Here is a 3,877-nt window from a genome sequence, read left to right on the forward strand (position 1 = left end):
CTGCCCACGGGCCGCAACCTCTACACCACCGACCCGCGCTCTGTCCCGTCGCGATCGGCCTATGCACAGGGGGTGAAACTTGCCGAAGAGCTGGTCCGTCGGCATTTGCAGGAGGAAGGCGACTACCCCAAAAACCTGATCGTGGACCTTTGGGGATCCGCCACCATGCGCACCGCCGGCGAAGAGTTTGCCATGGCGTTGCATCTTCTCGGCGCAAAACCTGTGTGGGACGAAGGCTCCGAGCGCGTCTCCGGTGTTGAGATCCTGCCCATTGCCTTGCTGGAGCGCCCGCGTATCGATGTCACTCTACGCGTATCCGGCCTGTTTCGCGACGTCTTCCCAACGCTCTCCACCCTTTTTGGCCAAGCTGTGAAAGCTCTCGCTGAACGTGACGAAGCCTCCGATTGGAACCCCTTTGCGGGGCGCATCACCGCACCGCGTGTCTATGGCCCCGCGCCGGGCAGCTATGGTCTTGGTATGGGACATGAGATCGAGAATTACTCCGACGAAGGCCGCATGTCGGCAGGCGAAGCCTGGCTCAACGCTTCAGCTTATGCGCTCGACACTGGCGAAGGCACCAAAGACCTTGATGGCATCCGCAGCCGTGTGGGTGCGGCGGACAGCTTTGTACACCTGCAAGACCTACCAGAAACCGATGTGCTGGTGGCCTCCGATTATGCCGCGCATGAAGCGGGTTTTGCCGCCGCACAGGCCATCACCGGTGGGGATGCCAATCTCTACCACATGGACAACACCAACCCGGAAAACCCGCGTGCGCGCAGCCTGACCGAAGAGATTGCCCGCGTTGTACATGCCCGCGCCACCAACCCGGATTGGCTGGCGGGTATGATGCGTCATGGCTTCCGGGGTGGTGCCGAGATCGCCGCGACGCTGGATCATATGGGCGCCTTTGCCAATCTGGCCGGCGCAGTGCCCCCGCAACTGTTTGACGCTTACCACGATGCCACATTGGGCAATGACGAAATCATTGCTTTTCTGGAGCGCGAAAACCCGCAAGCTTTGGCCGCCATGCGGGACCGCTTTGCCGCACTGCATGTCGCGGGCCTGTGGGTCACCCGCCGCAACTCCATTCTCGCAGATCTGGAGCGTGCGTCATGAGCCGCCCGGACGCCAAAGGCTGGTGCCCCGGTGCCTACGAACCCATGATGTCCGGCGACGGTCTGGTGGTGCGTGTGCGCCCATTGATGGCGCGACTGACACACGAACAGGTACTTGGCTTGTGTGAAACGGCCGAGAAGTTTGGCTCCGGCTTGATCGATCTGACCAGCCGCGCCAACCTGCAAATTCGCGGCGTCAAAGAAGCGGACCACGAGGCAGTCCTGGCGGCGCTGCACCACCTCGACCTGCTGCCAGATGATCCAGCTTTGGAAAGCCGCCGCAACATCCTGATCCCGCCGCTGTGGCAGGAAGGTGATGATACATACCGCGTGGCAACCGAATTGGTCGCGCGCCTTGGCGAGTTCCCTAGCCTACCGCCAAAAATGGGCCATGCCATTGATCTGCAAGGCGGCCCGCAACTCTCTGACAAATCAGCAGACATTCGCATCGAACGTGACACCAATGGCAAATTGATATTGCGCGCAGATGGCGCATCTCGCGGACGCGCAGTGACTATCGACACCGCGGTCGACGCGCTTCTGGAAATGGCGCAGTGGTTTGTCGACACGGATGGCCCGGCCCGCCGCCGTATGGCCGCGCATGTGGCTCTGGCGCCGCTACCTGCGGCATGGCAAGCCGTGCTGCCTGCCGCGCCACAAAAGCCCCCCGTGCCCGGAGACACCTCGTTGGGTGCGATTTTTGGCGTGGCCTTTGGCCAAATTGAAGCGGCCCGGCTTGCGCATCTTGTGCAGGCAACCCATGCCGTTGCCATGCGGGTCACACCATGGCGGTTGTTCCTGCTAGAAGGCGCGGAAATGGCAGACACCGAAGCCTTCATCACAAACGTGCACGACCCACTCTTACACGTCGACGCGTGCCCCGGCGCGCCTTTGTGCAATTCCTCCACCGTGGAAACCCGCCAACTTGCGCGTCAATTGGCAGCCCAACTGCCAACACCTCTGCATGTCTCTGGCTGTTCCAAAGGCTGCGCCCGTCCAAGGACATGCGCAACCACACTGGTTGGACATGGCGGCGCATTTGATCTTGTCAAAAACGGCCACCCATGGGATGCGCCGAGCAAAACCGGCCTTGCGCCTGACACCCTACTTGAAGCCCGAGGAGAGCTTTAGTGCCCTACAAATACGAAAAGAACGGTCAGGCGATTTATGACGAAAGCTTTGCCACCATCCGGCGCGAGGCCGATCTGGCAAGCTTTGACAGAGATGAAGAGCAGGTGGTGGTTCGCATGATCCATGCCGCCGGTATGATCGGCCTTGAGAAACACGTGAAATTCACCCCCGGCATGGTGGCGGCTGCGCGCAAAGCCATGCAAGACGGCGCACAGATTTTCTGTGACGCCCGCATGGTGAGTGAGGGTGTGACACGTCCGCGCCTGCCCTCGAACAACGAGGTGCTTTGTACGCTGCACGCCGACGGTATTTATGAGTTGGCTGCCAAAATTGGCAACACCCGCTCCGCTGCGGCTCTGGAACACTGGCGCGACCGATTGGGCGGGGCAATTGTCGCCATCGGCAACGCACCCACCGCCCTCTTCCACCTGCTGAACATGCTCGAAGATCCGGACTGCCCACGCCCTGCCGCCATCATTGGCTGTCCTGTGGGTTTTGTTGGCGCAATGGAGAGCAAAGACGCGCTTTGGAACGATCAACCAGTGCCCTGCATGATTGTCGAAGGCCGTCTTGGCGGTTCTGCCATGACCGTGGCAGCCATCAACGCAATTGCGAGCCGCAAAGAATGACCAAGACCGGAACAATCCACGGCGTCGGACTTGGCCCCGGCGATCCCGACCTGATGAGCGTGCGTTCGCACCGCCTGATCACCAATGCCAAACACGTGGCTTTCTTCCGCAAAGCAGGTCGCAAAGGTCAGGCGCGCGCCATTGTCGATGGCATGTTGCCCGAAACGGCAATTGAGTTCCCGATGGAGTACCCGGTCACCACGGAAATCTCGGTACATGACCCGCGCTACAATGAGGCCCTGTCAGCATTCTATGAAGAGGTCACACAACACCTGATCACGCTGGCCAAGTCCGGCGAAGATGTGGTTGTGCTCTGTGAAGGCGACCCGTTTTTCTACGGTTCCTTTATGCACATCTATGCCCGCGTGCGTGACGTTGTGCCGACCCAAGTTGTGCCCGCCATCACCGGCATGTCCGGCGCGTGGACGGCCACCGAAGCCCCTATCACATGGGGCGACGATGTGCTGACCGTGCTGATGGGCACACTGGATGAGGATAAACTCACCCGTCACATGGCGGACACCGACGCAATGGTGGTTATGAAAATCGGCTCCAACTACGACAAGGTCATCCGCGCGTTGAAAACGTCGAACCGGTTTGACGAAGCGTGGCTGGTGCAATTCGCGACAATGCAGAAACAAAACGTGCAAAAACTGTCGGAAACCACGGATCACGGCACACCCTATTTCTCGATCATTGTGGTGCACGGACAAGGACGGCGGCCATGAGCGGCTGGGTACAGATTGTAGGTATCGGACCCGGTGACGATGGGCTGGTGACTCCACAGGTGCAGGCTGTTTTGGCCGAAGCCACGGATGCGGTTGGGTATATTCCCTATGTGGAGCGCGTGGCGCAAAACCCAAACCTAACTCTGCATGCATCTGACAATCGCGTGGAAATCGACCGCGCTCGCCACGCTCTGGAAATGGCCGCCGAAGGCAAACGTGTTGTGGTTGTGAGTTCAGGCGACCCCGGTGTGTTTGCCATGGCATCGGCGGT

The 3,877-nt window shown here is 60.1% G+C and carries 5 protein-coding genes; all 5 read left to right on the forward strand.

Features of this window, described 5'->3' with window-relative positions:
* Nucleotides 1-1,119, forward strand: a 1,119-nt coding sequence (locus QZ517_RS19730) for a cobaltochelatase subunit CobN (protein ID WP_294230676.1), incomplete at its 5' end; no start/stop codon positions are given.
* Nucleotides 1,116-2,249: a precorrin-3B synthase gene (gene cobG, locus QZ517_RS19735; protein WP_294230679.1), complete on the forward strand. Its 1,134-nt coding sequence runs from the start codon at nt 1,116-1,118 to the stop codon at nt 2,247-2,249. The genes QZ517_RS19730 and cobG, both read left to right, overlap by 4 nt.
* Complete coding sequence (locus tag QZ517_RS19740; RefSeq protein WP_294230682.1) at nt 2,249-2,878, forward strand: precorrin-8X methylmutase; 630 nt, start codon at nt 2,249-2,251, stop codon at nt 2,876-2,878. The genes cobG and QZ517_RS19740 overlap by 1 nt, the downstream gene beginning before the upstream one ends.
* A complete protein-coding gene (gene cobI, locus QZ517_RS19745) occupies nt 2,875-3,606 on the forward strand; it encodes a precorrin-2 C(20)-methyltransferase (protein ID WP_294230685.1) in 732 nt (243 codons plus the stop codon). The genes QZ517_RS19740 and cobI overlap by 4 nt, the downstream gene beginning before the upstream one ends.
* The coding region (locus QZ517_RS19750; RefSeq protein ID WP_294230688.1) for an SAM-dependent methyltransferase at nt 3,603-3,877 on the forward strand (275 nt) is incomplete at its 3' end. The genes cobI and QZ517_RS19750, both read left to right, overlap by 4 nt.

It is taken from the genome of uncultured Shimia sp., from assembly GCF_913054185.1.
Lineage (GTDB): Bacteria > Pseudomonadota > Alphaproteobacteria > Rhodobacterales > Rhodobacteraceae > Shimia.

Excerpts from the sequence above, each read along its gene's own strand:
- cobG (WP_294230679.1), top strand. The coding sequence starts at position 1,116 with ATGAGCCGCCCGGACGCCAAAGGCTGGTGCCCCGGTGCCTACGAACCC.
- cobI (WP_294230685.1), top strand. The coding sequence starts at position 2,875 with ATGACCAAGACCGGAACAATCCACGGCGTCGGACTTGGCCCCGGCGAT.